The following is a 23,818-nucleotide window of genomic DNA, read 5'->3' on the forward strand; positions in this document are numbered from 1 at the left end:
ACTTAGAAAACCGTTACCGAATTACGGTATTTTACAATTACATCATTTTGTACTTCAAATCCGATGCCAAGCCCTGTTGGCACGGCTATCTTGCCATCTACAGCCTTTATTTCCGGATAAACAATATCTTCCTCCCAATATCGTGATGAAGAGGAGATGTCACCAGGAATTGAAAAATTTGAAAGAGATGCAATAGCAATATTATGTGCTCGTGAAATACCCGTTTCAATCATTCCACCACACCAAACTGGAATGTTATGTTTTTGACAGAGATCATGTATTTTTTTTGACTCAGTTAAGCCGCCGACTCGCCCTGGTTTAATATTTATCACCTTACAGCTGCCAAGTTCGATCGCTTTTCTGGCATCTTCGCATGACACAATGCTTTCATCTAAACAAATTGGTGTATTCAGCTCATGTTGAAGCTTTGCATGATCAATAATATCATCTGAAGCAAATGGCTGTTCAATCATCATTAAATGATACTGATCGAGCTCTTTTAGCCTATCAATATCATTCAGGGAATAGGACGAGTTTGCATCAGCCATCAAGGGTAAATCCGGAAATTGATTACGAATGATCTTAATCAACTCAATATCTTGTTTTGGTGAGATTTTTACTTTAAATCGTTTATAACCGTTATCAAGATACTGACTTATTTGCTCAGTCATCTTCGATATTGTTGATATTCCAATCACAACACCACTCTCAATTTCTGTTTTTACTCCTCCTAAAGCGTGTGATAAAGACAACTCTTGTTTTCTTGCGAATACATCCCATATCCCACCTTCAAGGGCTGCTTTTGCCATATTATTCCGTTTTATATTTTTAAAAATATGTTGAAGATGATTTGGATGGTTGATCGTTTCCTTTTTAACAAGAGGAATTAATAGATCTTTTAAAAGATGAAAAGCTGTCGTAATCGTTTCTTCTGTATACCATGGTGTAGAAAAGGCAACGACTTCGCCCCATCCAGTTACTCCATCAAGATCAGTCACTTCTACAAGTATGCTATCTCTCTCAGTTACATGACCAATGCTTGAAGTAAATGGCTCCTTTATCGTTTGCGTAATATGATGCAATGTCACTTTTTTTATCTTAATCATTGCTTCATCCCTTTGTTCATTCGACCTTTTAATTCTCTTCTTAGTAATTTATTTGCTGCATTCCTAGGCAGTTCGTCCAAAAAAGAAAAATTTTTTGGTATTTTATATGATGCTAATCGGCTTTTACAAAATTGTTCTAGCTCAAATATTGAAATGTCTTCTCGTGTAACAATAAAGGCATGTGGCGACTGCCCCCACTTGTTATCTTCTACACCAACTACTCCTGCATCTTTAATTTTTGGATGCGAGAGTAAAACGGCTTCGATTTCAGCAGGATAAACATTTTCTCCTCCAGAAATAATTAAGTCTGACCGACGGTCTAACACAAACAAAAATCCTTCGTCATCTTTATAGCCTTGATCACCTGTATGTAACCAGCCGTCTTGTATTGCTTTATTCGTAGCTTCCTCTCGCTTCCAGTATCCCTTAGTTATGTTAGGACCTTTTACGAGTATTTCCCCTTCTTCATTTGGGGAACATTCTTTCCCATCTTTTACAATTTTTATTTGACATGGAAATAATGGTTTGCCGGCAGATCCTATCTTTGACATGCTATGTTCGGGTGTAAGTGTGACAACCTGTGAAGCTGTTTCTGTCATTCCATACGTTTGATAAACAGGAATATTCCTACTTTGGCAATCTTCTAGTATGCTTTTCGGAACAGGTCCCCCTCCTGCAAGTATACATCGTAAAGTTGATGGATACTGCTGTTTGTCTAGATTATCAAGCATCTGTTTAAGCATCGTTGTGACAACAGAGACAATTGTCACGTTATTATGTATGATTGCTTGGTTCATTTTCGAGGCATCGAAGCGTTCATGTAAAACAATTCCCATTCCATAAATAACACTCCGAATTAATATTGACAAGCCGCTAATATGAAAAAGCGGAACAGCTAAAAGCCAGCGATCATTAGATTGTAATCCTAAGTTCAGTGCTGAGCCTACTGCACTTGACCAATGATTTTCAAAGGTTTGTAAGACACCTTTCGGATGACCAGTCGTTCCGGATGTATACATGATAGTCGCAACCTGATTTGTTGAGTAATCAACCTCGTGTAGTTTTGGAGTAGTATGTGTTAATTCTTGATTCACTTCTTCACCAACAATTATCTTTACATGATGTACATCCTGAATTTTATGCTTAAATTCATCATGACAAATGACATGGAAAGCTTCTACATCAAGAAGTTGCCACATTAATTCTTGATTTGTAAGACGTGTATTTAACATAACTGCAACTGCTCCTAAAGACAGGACAGCATGAATTGTTTCAATCATATCCATACTGTTTTTCATAAGAATTGCTATATGCTGTCCTTTTTCCACTCCGTATAAGGATAAGAGACCTACACGTTTTTGTACGTTTATATATAATTGTTTAAACGTTACTTGTTCATTTTCCGTTATAACTGCAAGACGATCTGGTGTAAGTTCTGCACGTTGTCTTAACCAGTTCGGCATTAATTGATCCAATTGATTCACCACCAAAATTTATTAAAAGTTCTTGAAAACGCGATGATCAGCCTTGACCATGCCACATGACGCTCATTAAATAGAAGGCTTTCATTGCCTAAATTTATGTGCATTTAGGCCTTAATGACTTAGACGCTAAGTTTCAAGTCAAGACTTAACGGGGGATGTTTCTTTAATAAAAACAGCTTGATGTATAATGAACCATCAAGCTGTTTAAAAACATATAATCTTGCTTATTAAGGAAAACGAGGGAATTGTTTAAAGTCAGGAGTACGTTTTTCTTTAAATGCGTCACGGCCTTCTTTTGCCTCATCAGTTGTATAATAAAGTAAAGTCGCATCTCCAGCAAACTGTTGAATCCCAGCAAGACCATCAGTATCAGCGTTAAATGCTGCTTTTAAGAAACGAATGGCTGTCGGGCTCTTTTCTAGAATTTCCTCACACCATTGAACTGTTTCTGCTTCTAGCTCTTCAAGTGGTACAACTGTATTTACTAAGCCCATATCAAGTGCTTCTTGTGCCCCATATTGTCTGCAAAGGTACCAAATTTCACGAGCTTTCTTATGACCAACGATTCTTGCAAGATAGCCTGAACCATAACCTGCATCAAAACTGCCAACTTTAGGACCAGTTTGACCAAATACAGCATTATCGGCTGCAATTGTTAAATCACAAACGATATGTAACACATGACCGCCACCAATTGCATATCCTGCAACCATCGCAATTACCGGTTTCGGAATGACTCTGATTAAACGTTGTAGATCAAGAACATTCAAACGAGGAATCTGGTCTTCGCCTACATAACCACCATGTCCTCTAACTTTCTGATCTCCGCCTGAACAAAATGCTTTGCCGCCTTCACCTGTTAAGATGATGACTCCAACATTTTGATCATCACGTGCATATGCAAATGCATCAATTAATTCCATTACAGTTTTAGGAGTAAATGCATTATGTACGTGTGGACGATTAATTGAGATTTTTGCTATTCCGTTATATGTTGAATAAATAATTTCCTCATACTTACGTTCTACAACCCATTCAATTGCCAATATTAAACCTCCTCATTCATATCTTTTATAAACTCATTAACTATTTTACCAAAAATTCGAGGTTCTTCCACATGTATTGCATGACCGACGCCATTTATTTCTTTTACGATGGACTTCGACAACATTTGATGCATTCTTTTAGCTATGTCACAAAATTTCTGATCTAATTCACCACACAAGATTAGAACTGGAATGTCAATCAGTTGGAGATGATCCCACCATGAAGGCTGAGCCCCAGTCCCCATTCCAATCAAGCTATTTGCTAACCCACGAGGCGAATTTTGTAATCTTTGCTGTCTAATCATGTTTCGTTGTTGGATTGGTAAACGCTTTTGACTAGCAAAAAGAGGGATATTTCCCCATTTATCAACAAAATGGATCATACCTTCTCTTTCAATTTCATCTGCTAGCTTTTTATCGGCTATTTTGCGTTTCTCACGTTCAGCCTCATTTTGGAGACCTGGTGAACTGCTTTCTAAAATGAGCTTTTTCACACGAGAAGAATGTATGGCAGCAAATGATAATGCTAATCTTCCTCCCATTGAATAACCGAGAAAATTTGCTCTCTCAATCTGTAATTCATTAAGAATGGTTGCCAGGTCCTCTACAACTTCTTCCATTTTATATCTGGATGGCTTCTCAGGACACTCTGTAAGACCATGACCAATTATGTCGATAAGAATAAGCTTATATCCTGCAAATTCATTAATGACCTGTTTCCAATTTAGTGAAGATCCTGTAAAGCCATGAAGAAAAACAAGTGGTTCCCCGTCAAACATGACATCAACATGATAATGTATACCCCTGATGTTCATTGTTTCAACACTTTTCTTATTTCCTGGGAAACATGATCTAACAATTCCCGATGAATTTTTACACGCGTTTTTCGATCTGTTTGTATCTCAATGACTTTTAGGCCCTTATAAGATTGAATCATATTAAAATGATTCTGTAGTTCATCCCATGATTCGACTTTCTCATACATCCCCCCATATAAGCTCACTGCTTTTGAAAAGTCTAATCCAATAGGTGTGCCATACAGTGTTTCGAAATGCCTTTCTTCCTTAGATTGTGGCAAAAATGAAAAAATACCGCCGCCATCATTATTAACTAAAATAATCGTTAGATCGAGATGATTCAATTTCGCTGCTAAAAGACCGTTTAAATCATGATAAAAAGATAAATCTCCAATAAGAAGAAACGTAGGTTGTTTACTGTTTACACTTGCACCTAATGCTGTTGATACAACACCGTCTATGCCGCTAGCACCTCTATTTGACATGATCGTAATTTCTTTGTTTGTTTGTCCAAAAAACGTATCGACATCACGAATAGGCATGCTATTTCCAACGAATAATGTACATTGATTAGGTAAAAGTTTGTGAAGCTCTCGAACAATTTTCCCTTCGAACATCTCTGTTACATTTTCTAATAAGTGATCAACCATTTCTCCATAAACAGTATTACATTTTACCCATGTATCATAGAAACGAGTTACATCTCTATTATTTACTTTTGCCATCAGATTTTCACAAAAAATGGTTTCATTACACGTAATTAAATAGGATGCATTTAAAGTTGGATCTCGATAGCTGCCACCTTGATCAACGATAATTTGTTTAATATCGGGATACTTTTTCAACATTTGTGTCAATGGTTTGGATACAGGCATCGCGCCAAACCGAATCACAACATTTGGCTTCAACTCATCTAGCAATGCTGGGTCATTTAATAGAGTGTTATAGCTTGTTATTATTCCTTCTTGTTTATGTATACCTGCTCGTAATCTTGAAATTGGATCCGCTAAAACTGGAAACTTTAAGTACTCAGATAGTTTTTGAACTGTTTTTGCAAAATCCTGTTCATTGTGCTCACCACAAATAATTAACCCATTTGTTTCGTCTTGTATAAGTTGAGCTATTTTGTTTATTTCAATATCTGAAATAACAGAACTTGTTGTTGGTATATGGAGATATGTATGTCTTCCATCCATTTTATTCCACAAATTAGATAAGTTTAAATTTGGCATTAATGGCTCTCTAAACGGAAAGTTTAAATGTACAACTCCCGCTGGGCTTGCAGCTGCTGTAGCAACTGCCCTGCCGGCAACCGTTCTAACATATCTATGCATTCCTAGATTCTCCTCAGGTAATGCAAGGTCAACAAACCATTTTGCATATTGACCATACATATGTATTTGATCAATTGCCTGTGGTGCACCAACATCTCTTAGTTCATGAGGTCGATCTGCTGTTAACACAAGCAAAGGAACTCTGGCATATTTTGCCTCAACAATGGCCGGAAAATAATTTGCAGCAGCTGTTCCTGAAGTACATAGCAAGGCAACAGGCTTTTGTTGCGACTTAGCAATTCCAAGTGCAAAAAAGCCTGCTGATCTTTCATCTATATTCATATAACAAGTTAGCTCAGGATGCTCAGCCATTAAAATCGCTAACGGTGTTGAGCGTGATCCTGGACTAATAACGACTGTATCAACTCCAGAACAAACTAATTCATCAACAAAGTTAGCAACATACTGTGTAAATGAATCTGTTTCACTCATTCTCTACGCCTCCTAAAGCTGATAACATAGGCTTTAATTTAATTCTCGTTTCAAAGTATTCCGATTTTGGATCGGATTCTGCAACAATTCCACATCCTGCAAATAAAGCAGCTTTATTTCCTTCAATTAATCCAGAACGAATCGCTACAACAAATTCACCATTATCTTCATAGTCTAACCAGCCTATTGGTGCAGCATACCAGCCACGATGCATTGGCTCCAGCTCTCTAATTTTTTCAATTGCTTTGACTTGCGGAAATCCTCCAAGAGCTGGTGTAGGATGAAGCTTTTCAACCAATGAAAGAAGTGTTTGGTCTTCTTTTGCAAACCCCTTTACAGGTGTATAAAGATGTTGGATATTTTTTATTTTTAATAAGGCAGGATCATTTGGCACTTCAACATCATAGCAGCAATCTTTAAATACTTCTTTTATCATTTTCACAACAATATTATGTTCATTTAAGTTTTTATCATCTTGCAATAACTGCTGTCCTAACACATTATCTTCGTAGGTAGTTGTTCCTCTTTTAATTGAACCAGCAAGACAGGTTGAAAGAACTTGATTTTCTTTTTTCTTAACTAATCGTTCAGGCGTTGCACCGATAAAATATTGCATTCCATTTTCAAAACCAAATATAAAGCTTGTTGGTTGCTCTTTTTGCAAACGGCCAACTAGTTGATATGGATCAATCTTTTCTGTGAATTCCAAATGGACTTCACGCGCTAGTACGACTTTATCCATTTCATTTTTATGAATATCAGCTGTTGCTTTTTGCACAGCTTCAACCCATTCTGTTGTTTTTAATTCAATTGATGCGAATTCGTTACCTTTTTCACAATCTAGATGATAATTTTGATTCTCCCCAACGAATTGCTCAAAATGTTGGATACAAGTTTCTAGCTTATCATATGGTGTAATTAATTTATTGATCGTAATGTACGATTTATTATTTGTTGCTGTTAACATGATTGTCGGCAAAACAAATTTCGCTTCACTAAATGCATCCCATATGGAAGACTTTTCTTTCAGCGGATCAAATGAAAACCCACCGAATAAAAGAGGGCCTGTCCCGATTATTTTATGATGATCAGACACCACTCGTTTATTTAAACGCTTCCATTCTTTTTCAATTTCGCGAAAACGCTCACTGTTATCAAGATGATTCTCGAGGACGAGTTCATTTCCTAATCCAACCATTGTATAGTCATCAGTTGGGGTAGACCAGAAAAAACGTTCTCCTAACCATGATTCCTCACCTGAAGAAAAGAAATGGAGGGGGTCAATTGCATCCACTTCTTTTATGCGACTAACGATCACAGATTGATGCGATTTTTTTGCCTCTTCCAATGCATGTTGTATATTATCTTTAATTGTATCATCCAAAGTTGTTAACAAGCTTATCCCCCCGACACCGAAAATGCTTATATTATGTTAAGATACACCCACGTTTTAGGCATGTCAATAAGTAGGATTTAATGTCTAAAATTGCATTATATCTATATTATATATCTTGTGAAACAGGATTAAAATGAAAACATCTTGAAAGTAGGTATCATTTTATAGGTATAACTGGTAATAATAAGCTGAATTAGTGCATTGAAAAAGAATGACACTCTTATTTTATCTACCAAAACTATTCTATGGAGTCGTTATGATATGTTTTCTTCACAAAAAAGGAGGGTTCGAAAGCAACCACGAACAACGCCATCTATTCCTTCTGTTGAAAAGGACCATGGGTGGAGAATATGGTGGATGCTACTTCGTCCGCATACATTGTCAGCATCTTTTATCCCAGTAATGGTCGGAACAGCGTTAGCTATAATTGATGGGTTCTTCATTCCCTCTTTATTTATTGCCATGCTAGGTGCTTCAATTCTTATCCAAGCTGCGACAAATATGTTTAACGAATATTTTGATTATAAACGTGGTTTAGATAATGAAGAATCTGTTGGAATTGGCGGAACGATTGTTCGAAATGGTATTAAGTCAAAGACAGTTCTTAACTTGGCATATATCTTTTTAACTGCCGCAACAATCATTGGTATATACATTTGTATGATGTCTACATGGTGGCTTGCTTTAATAGGTATCGTCTGTATGTCGGTGGGATACTTTTATACTGGAGGACAATATCCTATTGCGTATACACCATTTGGTGAACTTGTTTCTGGTTTCTTAATGGGTACTGTTATTATCATAATTACCTATTTTATTCAAACCGAAACCATAGCACTTAAAAGTATTTTATTCTCTATTCCAATTGCACTCTTAATTGGTGGAATTATGATGTCTAATAATATTCGTGATCTTGATGGAGATAAAAAAAATGGCCGGAAAACATTAGCCATTCTCTTAGGAAGGAAAAATGCGATTCGTTTTCTCGCAGGTATGTTTATTGCTGCCTATTTAATTATCTTTTTGTTAATATTATCGGGAGTATCTCCTTTATGGACATTAACTGTCCTAGCTAGTGTACCAAAAGCTATTTCTGCTATTAAATTGTTTATTGGAAAAACCCTTCCAATTGAAATGATGCCTGCAATGAAGGCTACTGCACAAACAAATATTCAATTTGGGTTTTTATTAGCACTTGGGCTTTTTCTCAGCCTTTTCATTTAAAACACAGTATATACCGTGTTTTTTTATGTTCATAAATACAATCAAGTGACGTTTGTACAATTTTTACAATTATGTTTTCTTATTTTCTTGATCATACTATGTGAAGAAAGACCAATAAGGAAGGAGCGTGGATGGCATGCTAAGTTCACAACAAGTAGAGACCTTCCGTTCACAGCTAGAAAGAATGAAGGATGAAATTCAACATCGTTTTAAAATGAATGGACATTATGGCTTAGAAGAAGGACATGCACATGAATCAGTAGGTGAGCTTTCCAGTTATGATAACCACCCGGCTGATGAAGCAACAGAATTATATGAGCGTGAGAAAGACATCGCACTTAATGAACATACTGAGGAAGAACTAACAGATATAGACCGCGCTCTCCAAGCAGTTAAAAATGGAACATATGGAAAATGCGAGGTGTGTGGCGCAGATATTCCACTTGAAAGACTTGATGCAATTCCAACAGCTACAACGTGTGTTGAACATGCACCAGAACAAATTGTCTCACATAACCGTCCGATTGAAGAAGGAGTTCTCATGCCACCTTTTGGGAAATTTAATTATGATGGACAAGATGAGAATGTCGCATTTGATGCAGAAGATGCTTATCAAATAGTCAATAGCTATGGTTCATCTGAATCACCATCAGATTTTATGAATCCTCAAGATCACTACAACGATGTGTATATGGAATCAAATGATCCTGACGGTTATGTAGAGGATTATGAAAATTTTGTTGGTACAGATATTGAAGGTAAGGATATAAAAGTCTACCCCTCTACTCGGCATAAGCATTATGAAGAAATGCTTGATGAAGAAGGATTAATGACTATTTTTGGTGATTTACCTGGTTATGAGAAAGATCCTTACACTGAAGATGAAGCTTAATACTCCCCATCATAGGGGAGTTTTTTTATACAAAAACACCCCTTACCTTTTTCTCCATTGTTATTCTTCACAATGGATTAGGTCTTCTTTTAGGCTTCCTTTTAGCTAAAATGTTAAAACTCAATTTTGCTGATCAAAAAGCAATATCCATTGAGGTTGGCATGCAATATTCAAGCTTAGGCGCTGCCTTAGCTGTAGCCCATTTTTTACCTACCCGCTTTCCAAGTGCGATTTTCAGTGTGTGGCACAATATTTCAGGACCACTTCTTGCTACATGGTAGGGTAAAAAGGCTGATGCTGTGGCCACTAACGAAGGAACGAATGATCTATCACATAAAGCCTAAAACAAAGGGAGCATTTATGCTCCTTTGCTCCTTTTTATTTTTTTAAAACCCCATCGCGAAGATGAATTTATCTTCTACAAATAAATAAAACAAAGTAAAATAATAATGATGTATTGATTTATTTTTTATAGTGAAACTAGGTATATCTACATAATTGGGGGGATTTTAATTGAACGCACATGAAATTGATTATGAACTGCATGGAGATGATATGCAGTGTGTTGAAATTGAATTAGATCCAAATGAAAGTGTTGTTGCTGAAGCTGGCGGCATGATGATGATGGAAGATGGCATTGATATGGAAACAATTTTTGGTGACGGAGATAATAGTCAAAAGGGGTTTCTCGGCAAACTTGTTGGAGCAGGGAAACGAGTATTAACAGGTGAAAGCTTATTTATGACTGTCTTCACAAATAAAGGTGTAGGTAAGAAACGTGTATCTTTTGCGGCTCCATACCCAGGAAAAATCATACCTGTCGATTTAAGTGAGCTAGGTGGAAAAGTAATCTGTCAAAAAGATTCATTTCTTTGTGCAGCAAAAGGTGTATCTGTCGGGATCGACTTCCAGCGAAAACTTGGGACAGGATTTTTCGGTGGCGAAGGGTTTATCATGCAAAAACTAGAAGGTGATGGTTTAGCATTTTTACATGCTGGCGGTACCATTATTAGAAGAGATTTGCAGCCTGGTGAAAAGCTAAGAATTGATACAGGATGTCTTGTTGCATTAACAAAGGATGTTGATTATAACATTGAATTTGTTGGAAAAGTAAAATCGGCATTCTTTGGTGGAGAAGGCTTATTCTTCGCGACTGTTCAAGGACCTGGTACAGTTTGGATTCAAACACTTCCATTTAGCCGTTTAGCAGACCGCGTAATTGCAAGTGCACCTTCTGCAGGCGGAGAAGCACGCGGTGAAGGTAGCTTCCTTGGTGGATTAGGGCGCTTATTAGACGGAGATTAATTTAGAAAAGCGCAAGCGCCTTGATTAGCCTCAGGCAAATAAGACGATCAGGAATAGAAGGTGTTCTTTGCCTTCAATTCCTGATTGGCTTATGGCCTCGAGGCAGTTAAGAACGCGACGTCCTGTCGCTTTAACTGCACTTGCACGTCCTGTGCTTCGGGGCTAGGCGCTGGAGCTAGACACAAAAACTAAATACAAAAACTTATACTTTTTTATCCTTTTAGAAAAGCGCAAACGCCTTGTTTAGCCTGATCAAAGCTTCAATTCCAGATTACTTTATGAATCAAGGAGCTGGACAATAAAACTAATCCAACACATATTTTCTAATCAAAAAAGGTGCTTACCCCTACGGGGCAGCACCTTTTTTTCACATTCTTACGCCAACAGGTTCAATGTTCCAAATATTCTCTGCATATTCGCGTATCGTCCTGTCACTTGAAAAATATCCTGAATGAGAAATATTGATTAATGCCTGCTCAAGCCAATTATCAGTATGTTGATAAGCTGTTCCAACTTTTTCTTGGACATCAATATAAGATGCAAAATCACGAAGGACAAAGTATTGATCATTTTGAACAAGAAGGGAATCAGCTATTGCCCCAAACTCACCTTCATCCTCTGCATAGAAACCGTTTGTTAATTGGTCAACAACTTGACGTATTCTTAAATCATGGTGATAGTATTCCATAGAACGATAACGGCCATTTTCTTCATACTTTAACACTTCCCCGGCCGTTAACCCGAAAGTAAAGATATTCTCTTTGCCGATCGCTTCCATAATTTCAATGTTTGCACCATCTAACGTACCTACTGTTAGTGCCCCATTCATCATAAACTTCATGTTTCCTGTCCCAGAAGCTTCTTTACTTGCAGTTGAAATTTGTTCACTTACATCTGCCGCCGGAAAAATATCCTCTGCAAGGGAAACTCGATAATTTTCCATAAAGACGACCTTTATCACCTGAGAAACTCTTGGATCATTATTTACTTTTTCTGCTAATGAGTGAATTAATTTAATGACTTTTTTAGCATAGTAATAGGTCGGTGACGCTTTTGCACCAAAAATAAATGTCCGTGGCTGAATCGTATATTTTGGATCTTCTTTAATTCGATTATATAAATACATAATATGTAAGACATTTAATAACTGTCTCTTATATGCATGTAATCTCTTAACCTGAACATCAAAAATTGAATCAATATCGACAATGATCCCATTCTTATCAGCAATTTTTTTAGCCAGAATTTCTTTTCTTTTTCTCTTTACTGCTGCAAACTGCTCTTTTAGTGCAGGGTTATAGACATGTCTCTTTAAATCTAGTAATTTTTCTGGTTGTTTTACCCATTCATCACCTATAGCCTCTTTAATAAGTTCAGTTAGCTCTGGATTTGCCTTTAGTAACCAGCGTCGATGGGTAATACCATTTGTTTTGTTATTAAACTTATGTGGATAAATTTCGTAAAATGATTTCATTTCACGATTTTTTAAAATGTCAGAGTGAATCTTGGCAACGCCATTAATGCTGCTGCTTCCAACAATCGCTAGATGAGCCATTTTTACTAAATCATGAGCTATGATGGCCATATGCTCAATCCGTTCCCACTCTCCTGGGTAACGATCCCAGAGCTCTGCGCAAAATCGCTCATTGATCTCCTCAATAATCATAAAAATTCTCGGCAGTAGTGGTTTGAATAAATAAATAGGCCACTTCTCCAAAGCCTCGGACAGGATTGTATGATTTGTGTAAGAGAGTGTGTTTGTTGTCACATCCCAAGCTTCATCCCATGTCAATCCCTCAACATCAATTAAGATCCTCATCAACTCAGGTACGGCTAAAGCAGGGTGTGTATCATTGATATGAATCGCAACTGAATGGTGAAGCTCTCTTACATTTTGATTTTCCTTTTTATATGAAGCTATGATTCTTTGAATACTTGATGAGACGAGAAAATACTGTTGCTTTAATCTTAATATTTTCCCTTCATCATGAGTATCATCGGGATATAAGAAGTCTGTAATAGCTTCTGTATCACGTTTATACGATAATACATCTTGATTCGGACCGAATGAAGATGGTTCAGCATTCCAAAGTCTTAATGTATTAACGGTATCTACATGATAACCGACAACTGGCATATCGTAAGGTACTGCAAGCACCTTCTCAGCGCCTACATGTTTAAAAGAGAGACCATTGTTAGCATAATTTGTTTCGATGGTTCCCCAGAATGAAATCTCTACCGCTTCATCTGGTTTTCGAACCTCCCATACATTCCCATGTCTTAGCCATTGTTCAGGAAGTTCAACCTGATACCCGTCAACTATTTTTTGATCAAACAATCCATGTTTATACCGAATTCCATACCCATGTCCGGGTAAATTTAACGTAGCAAGTGAATCTAGGAAACATGCTGCAAGTCTTCCAAGTCCCCCATTCCCTAATGCTGGATCTGGTTCACATTCTTCGATTTCACTTAAACGAATATCAAGTTCGCTTAAGCCCTCTTCGACCATGTCTTTAATACCAAGATTTAATAAATTTTGACCAAGTAGACGTCCCAGTAAAAATTCAATGGATAAATAATATACTTGTTTTTTATTTTCGGACCTGTACAGCTCATTCGTTCCAATCCATTTAGAACTAATGTATTCTCTTATCATATTACCTAACGTGTGATACTGATCACGTTTCGTAGACTCTTCAAACCCTTTACCACACATACTTTCTAATCTTTTTAAAAAAGCTTCCTTAAACCGATCCTTGTTGGAGAACATGACCTTCACTCCTAGTCATCATCAAATCAGCGTAGAGCTGGTTATATTTCAAAGCAGATTGTGCCCAACTATAATCTTGGTTCATTGCGTTTTCAACTATCTTCTCCCAGATATCCTTTTGATGATAAAAGGAGATAGCACGATCGATTGTGTTTAGCATGTCATGGGCATTGAAGTTTCTAAAAGTAAATCCATTTCCTTCTTCCGTATCCTCTCGATAAGAGAGTACGGTATCATTTAAACCTCCTGTTTCTCTAACAATTGGGATCGTTCCATATCTTAATGCAATAAGTTGCCCTAATCCACAAGGTTCAAATTTAGACGGCATTAAAAACAGGTCAGAGCCTGCATAAATACGCTGCGCCAACTTTTCATCAAAACCTATGTATGCTTTTAACTTGGTTGGATATAACCATTCCATATGTCTAAAGAAATCTTCAAATTCTTTTTCACCCGTACCGAGTACAATCATTTGAATATCATTGCTTAATGCTTCATCTAAAACTCGTTTGACTAGATCAAGGCCCTTTTGTTTCGTTAATCTTGTCACCATGGCAATAACTGGAATATCTTCATCAACTGGCAGTCCAAAAAAGGACTGGATGTCAGCTTTATTGATTGCCTTTTTGTATGCAGTTTTTGCCATATATTGCTCAACAATGTCAGTGTCTGTTTCGGGATTGTACAGCTGATCATCTATCCCATTTAATATACCAGTTAGAACCGAGGATCTATCGCGTAACAATCCATCTAGTCTCTCTCCATAATAAGGCGTTTGAATTTCCTCCTTATACGTTGGACTAACTGTTGTAATGTAATCGGCTGACACGAGTGCCGCCTTCATAAAGCTTACATGTCCATGGAATTCTACTTTCCAAAAATTCTCCACATCAATGTTCAAAAGATCATGTAAAATGTCGTACGGGAATATGCCTTGGAATTGGAGATTATGGATTGTAAAGACTGTCTTGATATGTTTATAAAAAGAATCTTCACGATATTCCTCTTTAAGCAAGAAATTAATCATGCCTGTATGCCAGTCGTGTGTATGGATAAGATCAGGCTGAAAATCGATCGCCTTTATTGTTTCTAAAACACCTTTACAGAAGAAAGAAAACCGCTCGCCATCATCATAATGACCATACAAAGAATCCCGATAATAATAATATTCATGATCAAGGAAATAATACGTTATTCCTTCATATTCAAGCATTTCAATGCCACAATATTGCTGTCTCCAGCCAACAGGTACTGTAATCTCATCTACTTTTACCATCAATTCTCTGTATTTTTCAGGGATTAAATTATATTTTGGAAGAATAACACGTACATCAATTCCTAGTTTTTTTAATTCCTTTGGCAGCGCTCCTGCTACATCGGCTAATCCTCCCGATTTCACAAATGGCACACATTCTGAAACAGCAAATAATACATTCACGAGTTCATCATCGCTCCTTGAATTGTTCTTTTTCTTAGTATATATGGGAAAGACGCAGTTCCATTGATTTGAGTTGAGTGTAAAACCTTCACATCTTTATCAGAAATCACATGCTCTAACAAGCTATGATCTCCAATTTGTGACTTTTGCATTATCACACTATTTTTTATAACTGTATCTTTTCCAATATGAACGCCTCTAAAAATAATGCTATTTTCAACATATCCATCAATTTTACAGCCATTGGCTATTAGTGAGTTTTTCACAACAGCATTTTTTCCATATTTTGTTGGCGGTTCATCTTTTGCCTTTGTTAAGATCGGTCGGTCTTTAAGAAATATTTCATGCCAAACAATTGGATTAAGCATTTCCATACTGTGTTGATAATAACCACTGATGGAATCAATAACCGCAGCATAACCAGTGAAATGATAATCACATATTGTTAAATGATTTTGTTTCTCTATTATGACATCTGCTAATGTTCGATAACCGTATTGCTCTTTATTCTTGATAAGATCAACTAAAAGCTTTGTCGACATCATATACATTTGTAATGACTTTCCATCTTTCCTTACCTCTGTAATATCACACCCGTTTTCAATATGACAATTTAATAACTCTTTATAGTCAATATTGCAAACCGTATAGCTATTCGTAATAACCGCAAATTCTTGGTTGCTTCTTAGGAAGAAATCAATATGATCTGAAAACTGTTGGAATGAACCAAACTCATCATATTCATTATGCAAATGAGGAGATGGGAAAAAGAATAATCCATCCTTCTTACGATTTAAGTCCCACTGTTTACCTGATCCGATATGATCGATTAATGAACGATAATTATATTTTGGGAAAATCGCAACACTTTCTATTTCAGAATTCACCATATTCGAAAGAACAAAATCGATAAGACGGTAACGACTTGCAAAAGGCATCGCAGCTAATGATCGATGAACAATTAAATCTTCTATTTCCGGTTTATAAGCAGTATCATCAATAACACCTAATATTCTCTGATTCAATTTCATTCTCCTCCTCATTGGAAAAGTGATAGGATGTCACTACTAGCTAGCTCACTCACTTAAAAGATTGGCTCTGTTAAACTTGCCTAATTGACTGCAGCGAGAGGCATTTGCTTTCCGCGGGTGGTCCGGGAGCCTCCTCGGCGCCATGCTCCTTTGAGGTCTCCCTTTGACACGCTTTTCTAAGCAGGAGTCTCACGTATCCGTTACAATCATCTAGTGCAAAATCAACAATGAGCTTTAACAAAGCCAAAAGATTAATAAGATACGTAGTGATTAGACAGGCTAATGCTCCAATAACTCTTTTCCTTACATAGTTAGTAGATTTTGAGTTTACATCTTTTACTTTCCAACTCTATTAAATAGCATTAATGTCAAAATTAGTGACAATGTCTTCAATAATCTCTTCTGTCACGAGAAGAATTTCTTCAGAGCTTTTATCAGGCCGAATAATTGTACCGTCCGGAACTTCTAATCCGCTTGGAATGATCGCATTTTCTATATATACGTTGGTTCCAATAACCGCATCTGGCATTAACACCGAATTTTTAACGACTGTATTTTTCCCAATTGTTACACCTTGGAATAAGACAGAATGGTCCACTTTCCCTAAAATGACACAGCCATCATTTACTAAAGAATCCGTCACGTCAGCATCATCAGCAATAAATTGAGGAGGATGGTTTGAGTTCACAGTGTAAATTTTCCATTCCCGATCAAATAAATTTAATGTAGAATCCTCATTCAAACAATCCATGTTAGCTTCCCAGAGACTCTTAACCGTCCCAACATCTTTCCAATAACCTTTGAAAGGATATGCTACAACATTTCTTTTTTCATCAAGTAATAATGGAATGATATCTTTTCCAAAATCATGACTTGAGTATTGATTACGTTCATCCATTTCAAGAAATTCTTTTAAAATTGACCATTTAAAAATGTAGATACCCATAGAAGCAAGGTTATTTTTAGGCTTTGCAGGTTTTTCATCAAATTCAATCACTTGCATTTTTTCATTTGTATTCATAATTCCAAAACGGCTTGCTTCATCCCATGGGACTTCAATCACTGAAATGGAAGCATCCGCATTTTTTTCGATATGGTAATCTAGCATTTTTGAATAATCCATTTTATAGATGTGATCCCCGGATAAGATCAACACATATTCAGGATCATATTGTTTTATATAATTAATATTTTGATAAATGGCACTAGCAGTTCCTTTATACCACTTCATCTCAGATGATTCTGTATATGGGGGAAGAACAGTTACTCCGCCGTTTTTACGATCAAGATCCCAAACACTGCCAATGCCGATATATGAGTTCAAGACTAGTGGCTGGTATTGTGTAAGGACGCCAACCGTATCAATACCAGAGTTTGTGCAATTACTTAATGTAAAGTCAATAATGCGATATTTACCGCCAAATGGTACGGCTGGTTTTGCTAAATTTTTTGTAAGGGAGCTCAATCGGCTTCCCTTACCTCCCGCTAATAACATTGCGACGCACTTTTTTCTTCCCATTTTTATTCTCCCCTCTTTTTTTAACTGCTCTTAAAATGGAAATACCGTATGGAGGAATCGTCATTGAAATGTGATATGGTCTTCCATGGTACTCACCCTCTAATGCCTTAAGATTCTTTTTATTGATTTGACCAGAGCCGCCGAATTCATTTAAATCACTATTTAAGACCTCGACATATTCTGTTTCAATTGGAACTCCGACTTTATAGTCGTGATAAACATTTGGTTTAAAATTACAAATAATAACAAGAATTTCATTTTCCTTTTGACCTTTCCTTATAAAAGAAAAGATGCTTTGATCCTTATTATTAACATCGATCCATTCAAAGCCTTCATGTGAATGATCTAACTCATACAATGGTTTTTGTTTATGATAGATTTGCAGCAATTCCTTAAAGTACACTCGCATTTTGCTATGCATTTCATAGTCTTCTAGCATCCAGTCTAATTGTTCTAAATCCTTCCACTCATCAAATTGCCCAAACTCGCTTCCCATAAATAGGAGCTTTTTTCCTGGATGTGAAAACATAAATCCATAAAGAAGCCTTAATTGTGCAAACTTTTGCCAATAATCACCTGGCATTTTATTAAGTAAAGATTTCTTGCCATGTACAACCTCATCATGGGAAAACGGCAAAATGAAGTTTTCAGAAAAAGCATATATTAGGGAGAAAGATACTTTATGATGGAGTTCATTCCGTTGCTCAGGAGAAGCCTCCATATAGGTAAGAATGTCATTCATCCAACCCATATTCCATTTGTAGTTAAATCCTAGTCCACCTGACGAAGTAGGAGCAGTTACCATTGGCCAATCAGTTGAATCCTCTGCAATCATTAACAAATCAGGTTCTTTTGCAAAAACAGCTTCATTTAATTTTTTTAAAAAATGAACGGCAAAAGGATTTTCAACTAACTCGTGTGAATTTTGCCAGTGCAGCATATTTGCTACAGCATCTACACGAAAACCATCCACATGGAAATATTCGATCCAGAAAATTGCATTTGAAATGAGGAAGCTTTGTACTTCTGATTTACCAAGATCAAAATTTGCTGTACCCCATTCTAAATTTTCTCGATCTTTATAATTGCTATACTCATACGTAGGCTTGCCATCAAACATATAGAGCCCATGTGCATCCTTACAAAAATGACCAGGAACCCAATCAATGATAACCCCGATATTTTCTTGATGACATGCATCGATAAATTCCATTAACCCATGTGGTGTACCAAAACGACTTGTCGCAGAAAAATAGCCCGTACCTTGGTATCCCCATGAACGGTCATATGGATGTTCAATAATTGGAAGCAGTTCAATATGTGTGAAGCCATGTTCCAAGACATATGGTATTAGTTCTTCCGCTAACTCTTTATACGTATATAACTCACCATCTTCTTTAACTTTCCAAGAAACTAAGTGAAGCTCATATATGGCCATTGGTTGGTTATATGGTTGCTTTAATCGTTTTTTCCTCTTCCATTTTTGGTCATTCCATTTATAGCCTGATAAATCATAAACAATCGACGCTGTATTAGGTCGAACCTCTGAATAAAAAGCATAAGGATCTGCTTTTAATAAAGATTGACCATCTTCTGTAATGATCTCGTATTTGTAAACTTCACCAACCCCTAGTTGAGGTATAAATAAGGTCCATATGCCCTCCTTATTCATTCTTACCATTTGGTGATTTCGTCCAATCCAATCATTAAAGTCACCAACTACATTTACTTGCTTTGCATGTGGTGCCCAAACACAGAAATTGGTACCAACTACCCCATCAATCTCCTGTATATGTGCTCCCAAAAAACCGAAACTTTCAAATGATTGTCCTTCGTGAAACAAATGAATATCAAATTCTGTTGGACATGTGACAGTCACAAAAGTCACCCTTTCTCTAATTATCTCTATGCTAAACATTCCATACTTACAAATAGTTCCCTTCTATGTAAACGCTTCTTTTTTACGACAATTTCCTACAAAGTGAAGCTATAATTAATAGAATGTTATTCTTTTAAAATGTAAGAGAAAGAATAGGAAAAGTAGTAAATTGGTGTAAAACATACAAAAACACTGATGAAATTGATTTTAATTTTAATAAAATATAATTAAATCGACTAAAAGCGATTTTTCCATGTTTATCACGAAAATTATCACAAGAAAATATTATTTCTGAATAATAAATAATTCGACTTTTTGTAGGATTTTGTAGAATGATTTTTTTGAAGAAAATAGAGGGCTTTACCTTATTAAAGGAATGCGATGATGAATTTTTTATTGCTTTATCTAAAAAAGGACTCACACTAATTGTAAGCCCTCTCATTTTGGATGTACCTTCTATATTATGTATCAATTTGTTCTTCCTTTCATTCATTCAATCTTTCCTTACTTCGGAGATAAAATTAAAAGAAGCAATAAAATTGAGAGTTTACAATCTTATTGCTTTTAAAACTATTTATCATTTATTAAGATGATAAGAAAAATGCAATGTATATGCTATATAAACTACAACTAATCAATGTATATAATCATCCTATTTATATTTTCAAAAAGTTATATTCAACGTCTAAAAAGCTGTTAATATCCTATATTCTTTTTCTAATTGACTCAATGTTAATTCATTGAGCTGGCGATCATCTATCGCTTTAAAGTATTCCATTTTTAATAACTCTGAATTACTCGTTCTTTTTGATTGTTTATTTGTTTCCTCAACATTTCACCCATGATCAATCACTCCAATAAAGATACATAAGATGAGTAATATTTATTTTATATTAAAACAGGATTTGCCGATTTCTAACTCAAGCAAAATAATATGTAAAAACTCCTTCTAAATTGTTTGATTCGCTTCATTCAGTATCCCTAAAAGATCACTTATATCATTTAATCTCGATGTACTATTAATAAATAACGCTTCATTTCCTTCATCAAGTGCTTGATTCACTTGGAATTGTAAATAATTTATCTTTAATTCGATGTCTAACATAGAATACAGGTAATTTCGATTAAAATAATGCTCCAAATCTTCAATTGCCATATATAAGAACCATTGATTATTTATGACAACTAATGAATACCAACCATTATCCATTACAAATTTTCGATCTTCCTTAACTTCAATGATATCTGTTTTATGTATAATAATAGACTCTGCATGGTCACCTTCCGGGCAAAAGCAATCTATTAAATGTTCGAACGTTTTTGCTACAATAAATTGTTTACTCACTCTTATTTCCCCCTTCTGATTTCTCAATTAATTCTTAATAACTTAAAATACCCTTTCTAGGCTACGTTATTTCATTGGTTGTTATTAATTTTGAATTTATGTAAAGACAATTTTCATACTCGGTAAGTAATAAACACATTTTTTTTAACGATCTGAAATTTTAATTTATCTCACACATATCTACTCTATCCATTCCACAGCAGGGACATAGATCATGTTGTCTAATATCTATCAATTCCTCTCCCTCATAAAATCCACACCATTCACAAATTATCATTATCATGGTTTTGTTACCCTTCATTTGATTTTGATCAAATAGTCTATATATTGGATGTTTAATTGAAAATGATTATCATTTTCTTGTTGATATTTTAATTGAAAATCATTCTCAATGTCAAGGGGATTCACTTAATTAAAAAAAGAAATAATTATATAAAAATAAAAAATACCCAACAGAGACTTTTCTGCTAGGTATTTTGGTACTTTTTTTATTGTTTTAACATTCATTGGATAGGCATTGATTATTAAGAATATAACGAAAAACATTTCCTACTTTTAGGAAAGATCAATTTAATAATGAAATAAAAAAACACTGCATAGCACAGTGTTTTAAGATGACCCGTACGGGATTCGAACCCGTGTTACCGCCGTGAAAGGGCGGTGTCTTAACCGCTTGACCAACGGGCCATTATTTAAATTTAATGGCGGAGAAGGAGGGATTTGAACCCTCGCGCCGCTTACACGACCTACACCCTTAGCAGGGGCGCCTCTTCAGCCACTTGAGTACTTCCCCATATGGCTCCGCAGGTAGGACTCGAACCTACGACCGATCGGTTAACAGCCGATAGCTCTACCACTGAGCTACTGCGGAATAAAATAAAATGGTGGGCCTAAATGGACTCGAACCATCGACCTCACGCTTATCAGGCGTGCGCTCTAACCAGCTGAGCTATAGGCCCATTTTTGTCTAGCTTTTCAAGCTTTGGAGCGGGTGAAGGGAATCGAACCCTCATCATCAGCTTGGAAGGCTGAGGTTTTACCACTAAACTACACCCGCAAAGGTAAATGGGGCGACTGATGGGAATCGAACCCACGAATGTCGGAACCACAATCCGATGCGTTAACCACTTCGCCACAATCGCCACATTATATAATCATTTTCAAAAAAATGGTGGCTCAGGACGGAATCGAACCGCCGACACATGGATTTTCAGTCCATTGCTCTACCGACTGAGCTACTGAGCCAATATCGATTAATAAAAATGGCGGTCCGGACGGGACTCGAACCCGCGACCTCCTGCGTGACAGGCAGGCATTCTAACCAACTGAACTACCGGACCATTTTGGTTGCGGGGACAGGATTTGAACCTGCGACCTTCGGGTTATGAGCCCGACGAGCTACCGGACTGCTCCACCCCGCGACGATAAAAATTTAGTTATTACTTTCTTAATAAAATATGGAGGAGGAAGGGGGATTCGAACCCCCGCGGGCTTTGACACCCCTGTCGGTTTTCAAGACCGATCCCTTCAGCCGGACTTGGGTATTCCTCCGTATATTTTAAATGGTGGACCTTGTAGGACTCGAACCTACGACCGGACGGTTATGAGCCGTCTGCTCTAACCAGCTGAGCTAAAGGTCCAAATTGGTAGCGGCGGAGGGAGTCGAACCCACGACCTTTCGGGTATGAACCGAATGCTCTAGCCAGCTGAGCTACACCGCCAAAATGAATGTTATAAACTTGAATGATATGGTGGAGCCTAGCGGGATCGAACCGCTGACCTCCTGCGTGCAAAGCAGGCGCTCTCCCAGCTGAGCTAAGGCCCCATAAATGTTTTAAATAATGGTCGGGAAGACAGGATTCGAACCTGCGACCCCTTGGTCCCAAACCAAGTGCTCTACCAAGCTGAGCTACTTCCCGATTAGATATGGCGCGCCCGAGAGGAGTCGAACCCCTAACCTTTTGATCCGTAGTCAAACGCTCTATCCAATTGAGCTACGGGCGCATTATATAATATTGTCTAGCTGCGAAAGCCAAACCGTACGGCTGTTTCACTTCTTCCTGCGGAGTTAAATTACAACTCCTTCTCAGAAGCTCCAACATTAATCGCTTTAAGCGGGCTTTCTCCGCTTTTCTATATTGGTGCCGAGGACCGGAATCGAACCGGTACGGTAGTCACCTACCGCAGGATTTTAAGTCCTGTGCGTCTGCCAGTTCCGCCACCCCGGCACTTACTGGAGCGGAAGACGGGATTCGAACCCGCGACCCCCACCTTGGCAAGGTGGTGTTCTACCACTGAACTACTTCCGCAATATTTAAATGGTGCGGGTGAAGGGACTTGAACCCCCACGTCACAAGGACACTAGATCCTAAGTCTAGCGCGTCTGCCAATTCCGCCACACCCGCAAGGTGTGTAAATGGTGAGCCATGAAGGACTCGAACCTTCGACCCTCTGATTAAAAGTCAGATGCTCTACCGACTGAGCTAATGGCTCATTTCAATAAGATTCTATTAAAATAAGTGGTGCCGGCGAGAGGACTTGAACCCCCAACCTACTGATTACAAGTCAGTTGCTCTACCAATTGAGCTACACCGGCGTAATTAAAATATTGGAATTAAGTTATTTGTACTTAATAATGGTGGAGGATGACGGGATCGAACCGCCGACCCTCTGCTTGTAAGGCAGATGCTCTCCCAGCTGAGCTAATCCTCCAAAGTAAGATTACATATTTGATATAATATCTTGAAGCAGCCTGGCGACGTCCTACTCTCACAAGGGGAAACCCCTAACTACCATCGGCGCTGAAGAGCTTAACTT

The 23,818-nt window shown here is 37.1% G+C and carries 16 protein-coding genes, 21 tRNA genes, 1 rRNA gene and 1 pseudogene (1 of these 39 only partly in view); 4 read left to right on the forward strand and 35 right to left on the reverse strand.

The window, feature by feature from the left end; genetic code table 11:
- Positions 1-2 precede the first annotated feature (2 nt).
- From menC to GMB29_RS21605, 6 genes are all read right to left on the reverse strand, one after another.
- Positions 3-1,106 (reverse strand): o-succinylbenzoate synthase, encoded by a 1,104-nt coding sequence (menC, locus tag GMB29_RS21580; protein WP_136352153.1) that lies wholly within the window; start codon positions 1,104-1,106, stop codon positions 3-5.
- Positions 1,103-2,569 (reverse strand): o-succinylbenzoate--CoA ligase, encoded by a 1,467-nt coding sequence (locus tag GMB29_RS21585; RefSeq protein ID WP_196305281.1) that lies wholly within the window; start codon positions 2,567-2,569, stop codon positions 1,103-1,105. Before GMB29_RS21585 ends, menC begins: the two co-directional genes overlap by 4 nt.
- Positions 2,570-2,817: 248 nt before the next feature.
- A complete protein-coding gene (gene menB, locus GMB29_RS21590) occupies positions 2,818-3,636 on the reverse strand; it encodes a 1,4-dihydroxy-2-naphthoyl-CoA synthase (protein WP_136352155.1) in 819 nt (272 codons plus the stop codon).
- A gap of 2 nt (positions 3,637-3,638) precedes the next feature.
- A complete protein-coding gene (gene menH, locus GMB29_RS21595) occupies positions 3,639-4,451 on the reverse strand; it encodes a 2-succinyl-6-hydroxy-2,4-cyclohexadiene-1-carboxylate synthase (protein WP_136352156.1) in 813 nt (270 codons plus the stop codon).
- Positions 4,448-6,199, reverse strand: coding sequence for a 2-succinyl-5-enolpyruvyl-6-hydroxy-3-cyclohexene-1-carboxylic-acid synthase (menD, locus tag GMB29_RS21600; protein ID WP_136352157.1), 1,752 nt, complete (start codon positions 6,197-6,199; stop codon positions 4,448-4,450). The genes menH and menD overlap by 4 nt, the downstream gene beginning before the upstream one ends.
- The gene (locus GMB29_RS21605) at positions 6,192-7,595 is read right to left on the reverse strand and encodes an isochorismate synthase (RefSeq protein ID WP_136352158.1); all 1,404 of its coding nucleotides are present in this window, start codon (positions 7,593-7,595) and stop codon (positions 6,192-6,194) included. Before GMB29_RS21605 ends, menD begins: the two co-directional genes overlap by 8 nt.
- Positions 7,596-7,856: 261 nt before the next feature.
- Here GMB29_RS21605 and GMB29_RS21610 point away from each other — a divergent pair, with 261 nt between their 5' ends.
- The 4 genes and pseudogenes from GMB29_RS21610 to GMB29_RS21620 all read left to right on the forward strand — a co-directional run bounded on the left by GMB29_RS21610 (position 7,857) and on the right by GMB29_RS21620 (position 11,016).
- Positions 7,857-8,819, forward strand: coding sequence for a 1,4-dihydroxy-2-naphthoate polyprenyltransferase (locus tag GMB29_RS21610; protein ID WP_136352159.1), 963 nt, complete (start codon positions 7,857-7,859; stop codon positions 8,817-8,819).
- 136 nt (positions 8,820-8,955) lie between these two features.
- On the forward strand, positions 8,956-9,711 hold the full coding sequence (locus GMB29_RS21615; RefSeq protein WP_136352160.1) for a yteA family sporulation protein: 756 nt from the start codon (positions 8,956-8,958) through the stop codon (positions 9,709-9,711).
- A 41-nt stretch (positions 9,712-9,752) separates the two neighbouring features.
- Positions 9,753-9,992: pseudogene (locus GMB29_RS27500) on the forward strand (bile acid:sodium symporter family protein); the annotation flags it as partial.
- A 232-nt stretch (positions 9,993-10,224) separates the two neighbouring features.
- Positions 10,225-11,016, forward strand: coding sequence for a TIGR00266 family protein (locus GMB29_RS21620; protein WP_136352161.1), 792 nt, complete (start codon positions 10,225-10,227; stop codon positions 11,014-11,016).
- Positions 11,017-11,383: 367 nt separating this feature from the next.
- Here the strand turns inward: GMB29_RS21620 and GMB29_RS21625 are convergent, their stop codons facing one another.
- From GMB29_RS21625 to rrf, 29 genes are all read right to left on the reverse strand, one after another.
- Complete coding sequence (locus GMB29_RS21625; RefSeq protein ID WP_136352162.1) at positions 11,384-13,789, reverse strand: glycogen/starch/alpha-glucan phosphorylase; 2,406 nt, start codon at positions 13,787-13,789, stop codon at positions 11,384-11,386.
- Positions 13,764-15,227, reverse strand: a complete 1,464-nt coding sequence (gene glgA, locus GMB29_RS21630; protein ID WP_136352163.1) for a glycogen synthase GlgA — start codon at positions 15,225-15,227, stop codon at positions 13,764-13,766. Before glgA ends, GMB29_RS21625 begins: the two co-directional genes overlap by 26 nt.
- Positions 15,224-16,252, reverse strand: a complete 1,029-nt coding sequence (locus GMB29_RS21635; RefSeq protein ID WP_136352164.1) for a GlgC family sugar phosphate nucleotidyltransferase — start codon at positions 16,250-16,252, stop codon at positions 15,224-15,226. The genes glgA and GMB29_RS21635 overlap by 4 nt, the downstream gene beginning before the upstream one ends.
- Before the next feature lie 358 nt (positions 16,253-16,610).
- On the reverse strand, positions 16,611-17,777 hold the full coding sequence (locus tag GMB29_RS21640) for a glucose-1-phosphate adenylyltransferase (RefSeq protein WP_136352165.1): 1,167 nt from the start codon (positions 17,775-17,777) through the stop codon (positions 16,611-16,613).
- Positions 17,734-19,695, reverse strand: coding sequence for a 1,4-alpha-glucan branching enzyme (glgB, locus tag GMB29_RS21645; RefSeq protein ID WP_136352166.1), 1,962 nt, complete (start codon positions 19,693-19,695; stop codon positions 17,734-17,736). The genes GMB29_RS21640 and glgB overlap by 44 nt, the downstream gene beginning before the upstream one ends.
- A gap of 646 nt (positions 19,696-20,341) precedes the next feature.
- The gene (gene fbpA / locus GMB29_RS21650) at positions 20,342-20,434 is read right to left on the reverse strand and encodes a Fur-regulated basic protein FbpA (protein WP_136352167.1); all 93 of its coding nucleotides are present in this window, start codon (positions 20,432-20,434) and stop codon (positions 20,342-20,344) included.
- A gap of 171 nt (positions 20,435-20,605) precedes the next feature.
- Positions 20,606-21,001 (reverse strand): hypothetical protein, encoded by a 396-nt coding sequence (locus GMB29_RS21655; protein ID WP_136352168.1) that lies wholly within the window; start codon positions 20,999-21,001, stop codon positions 20,606-20,608.
- A 615-nt stretch (positions 21,002-21,616) separates the two neighbouring features.
- A tRNA-Glu gene (locus GMB29_RS21660) sits at positions 21,617-21,688 on the reverse strand.
- 15 nt (positions 21,689-21,703) lie between these two features.
- Positions 21,704-21,794, reverse strand: a tRNA-Ser gene (locus tag GMB29_RS21665).
- 3 nt (positions 21,795-21,797) lie between these two features.
- Positions 21,798-21,872, reverse strand: a tRNA-Asn gene (locus tag GMB29_RS21670).
- A gap of 11 nt (positions 21,873-21,883) precedes the next feature.
- Positions 21,884-21,960 (reverse strand) — tRNA-Ile (locus GMB29_RS21675).
- A 24-nt stretch (positions 21,961-21,984) separates the two neighbouring features.
- Positions 21,985-22,058, reverse strand: a tRNA-Gly gene (locus GMB29_RS21680).
- A gap of 9 nt (positions 22,059-22,067) precedes the next feature.
- Positions 22,068-22,143, reverse strand: a tRNA-His gene (locus GMB29_RS21685).
- 27 nt (positions 22,144-22,170) lie between these two features.
- Positions 22,171-22,246: transfer RNA gene (locus tag GMB29_RS21690), tRNA-Phe, on the reverse strand.
- Between the two features lie 18 nt (positions 22,247-22,264).
- Positions 22,265-22,341 (reverse strand) — tRNA-Asp (locus tag GMB29_RS21695).
- Between the two features lie 4 nt (positions 22,342-22,345).
- Positions 22,346-22,422, reverse strand: a tRNA-Met gene (locus tag GMB29_RS21700).
- Between the two features lie 37 nt (positions 22,423-22,459).
- Positions 22,460-22,552 (reverse strand) — tRNA-Ser (locus tag GMB29_RS21705).
- A gap of 12 nt (positions 22,553-22,564) precedes the next feature.
- A tRNA-Ile gene (locus tag GMB29_RS21710) sits at positions 22,565-22,641 on the reverse strand.
- Between the two features lie 4 nt (positions 22,642-22,645).
- Positions 22,646-22,722 (reverse strand) — tRNA-Met (locus GMB29_RS21715).
- A gap of 28 nt (positions 22,723-22,750) precedes the next feature.
- Positions 22,751-22,826: transfer RNA gene (locus tag GMB29_RS21720), tRNA-Ala, on the reverse strand.
- Positions 22,827-22,843: 17 nt separating this feature from the next.
- A tRNA-Pro gene (locus tag GMB29_RS21725) sits at positions 22,844-22,920 on the reverse strand.
- A gap of 8 nt (positions 22,921-22,928) precedes the next feature.
- Positions 22,929-23,005 (reverse strand) — tRNA-Arg (locus GMB29_RS21730).
- Between the two features lie 135 nt (positions 23,006-23,140).
- Positions 23,141-23,229, reverse strand: a tRNA-Leu gene (locus GMB29_RS21735).
- A 6-nt stretch (positions 23,230-23,235) separates the two neighbouring features.
- A tRNA-Gly gene (locus GMB29_RS21740) sits at positions 23,236-23,310 on the reverse strand.
- A gap of 10 nt (positions 23,311-23,320) precedes the next feature.
- Positions 23,321-23,406, reverse strand: a tRNA-Leu gene (locus tag GMB29_RS21745).
- 12 nt (positions 23,407-23,418) lie between these two features.
- Positions 23,419-23,494 (reverse strand) — tRNA-Lys (locus GMB29_RS21750).
- 27 nt (positions 23,495-23,521) lie between these two features.
- Positions 23,522-23,597 (reverse strand) — tRNA-Thr (locus GMB29_RS21755).
- Positions 23,598-23,637: 40 nt separating this feature from the next.
- Positions 23,638-23,713: transfer RNA gene (locus GMB29_RS21760), tRNA-Val, on the reverse strand.
- A gap of 38 nt (positions 23,714-23,751) precedes the next feature.
- Positions 23,752-23,818 (reverse strand): 5S ribosomal RNA (gene rrf / locus GMB29_RS21765) (it continues 49 nt past the right edge of the window).

Source organism: Metabacillus sediminilitoris (assembly GCF_009720625.1).
GTDB classification, from domain to species: Bacteria; Bacillota; Bacilli; order Bacillales; family Bacillaceae; genus Metabacillus; species Metabacillus sediminilitoris.

Coding starts and splice junctions, on each gene's coding strand:
- menC (WP_136352153.1), bottom strand. CDS start 1,106: ATGATTAAGATAAAAAAAGTGACATTGCATCATATTACGCAAACGATA.
- GMB29_RS21585 (WP_196305281.1), bottom strand. CDS start 2,569: ATGCCGAACTGGTTAAGACAACGTGCAGAACTTACACCAGATCGTCTT.
- menH (WP_136352156.1), bottom strand. CDS start 4,451: ATGAACATCAGGGGTATACATTATCATGTTGATGTCATGTTTGACGGG.
- menD (WP_136352157.1), bottom strand. CDS start 6,199: ATGAGTGAAACAGATTCATTTACACAGTATGTTGCTAACTTTGTTGAT.
- GMB29_RS21610 (WP_136352159.1), top strand. CDS start 7,857: ATGTTTTCTTCACAAAAAAGGAGGGTTCGAAAGCAACCACGAACAACG.
- GMB29_RS21615 (WP_136352160.1), top strand. CDS start 8,956: ATGCTAAGTTCACAACAAGTAGAGACCTTCCGTTCACAGCTAGAAAGA.
- GMB29_RS21625 (WP_136352162.1), bottom strand. CDS start 13,789: ATGTTCTCCAACAAGGATCGGTTTAAGGAAGCTTTTTTAAAAAGATTA.
- GMB29_RS21640 (WP_136352165.1), bottom strand. CDS start 17,777: ATGGGAAGAAAAAAGTGCGTCGCAATGTTATTAGCGGGAGGTAAGGGA.
- glgB (WP_136352166.1), bottom strand. CDS start 19,695: ATGTTTAGCATAGAGATAATTAGAGAAAGGGTGACTTTTGTGACTGTC.
- fbpA (WP_136352167.1), bottom strand. CDS start 20,434: ATGGAATACTTTAAAGCGATAGATGATCGCCAGCTCAATGAATTAACA.